1 protein-coding gene is annotated in these 1,163 nt (G+C 37.6%); it reads left to right on the top strand.

Annotation, left to right across the window (positions count from 1 at the left end; translation table 11 throughout):
* Positions 1 to 145 precede the first annotated feature (145 nt).
* Positions 146 to 1,163: transposase (locus KI363_RS21520; RefSeq protein ID WP_212967605.1), on the top strand; the 1,018-nt coding region annotated here is incomplete at its 3' end.

Genomic DNA, 1,163 nt, shown 5'->3' on the forward strand with positions numbered 1-1,163 from the left:
CGTATTGTCAAATAATCTATAGTAAAAAGTTAATAACCTCTTGATTTATAGGGGAATGAATGCAAAAAACTTGCCACCCCCTGAATTTTAAGGTTTGATGAGGTTACCACACGACACCAAAATCCCTAAAATAGGAAGTGACAAGTTGTACCCTCAATTATTAACTTATTTACTCGAATTTATCAAGTATCAAGATCAAATGATTCGTACTTTACAAACTCTTCTTATTGGTAAAAACATGTTTGAGAAGCCTACTGAAGAGCCTGTTCATAAGCCTTATCGAAAACTTCAGGTTGATGATCTTCCGATCATCGAAACGCATGGAAAACTAAATTATAAAATCCTTTTAGAAAACTATTCGATGGAACATGGAAAGCCTCTTAAACCTGTTAAAAGGCATGCTCGTTCAATAATGACTGTTCCAAAGACAATGAACTGTCCCAAGTGTGGTGCTCCATCAGATTATCTTTATGCGAATAATGGAAACAAAGGGCAGTTTCTGTGTAAGGTCTGTTCGTGTCTTTTCCATGATAAGAATCGGTTTTCTAAAGAGGCGATTTTAAGGTGCCCTCACTGTGCCAAAACACTAGAAAAAGTCAAAGAAAGGAAAGATTTCTCCGTCTTCAAGTGTAAAAACAATGATTGTTCCTATTACCAAAAGAAGCTAAAAGCCATGTCTAAAAAAGAGAAAAAACGGTTTAAGAAGGATCCTCAGGCATTTAAAGTACGATATATCTTTCGTCAGTTTCACGTTGATTTTCTACCTTTGTCTAAACAATCACCCGAGTTACCAAGAGTAAATTTGTCTAAGATCCATGCTTCACCGCATACATTGGGTTTAATCTTGACTTATCATGTGAATTACGGGCTATCAGCCCGCAAAACAGCTGCGATTATGCAAGATGTTCACGGTGTCGCTATTTCTCATCAAACGATATTGAATTACGAGAATAGTGTCGCTCTGCTCCTAAAGCCTTATGTGGATTCTTATCCTTACGAGCTTTCAGATCAATTTTGTGGCGATGAAACCTATATCCGCGTGAATGGAAAATGGCACTATTTGTTTTTCTTTTTTGACGCGGTCAAGAAGATCATTCTCTCTTATCCCGTGTCTCCCAATCGAGATACGGTCACGGCTATTCGCGCCATTGATGAAGTATTAG

Origin of the sequence: Lederbergia ruris (genome assembly GCF_018332955.1) — a bacterium.
GTDB lineage: Bacteria > Bacillota > Bacilli > Bacillales > Bacillaceae_C > Lederbergia > Lederbergia ruris.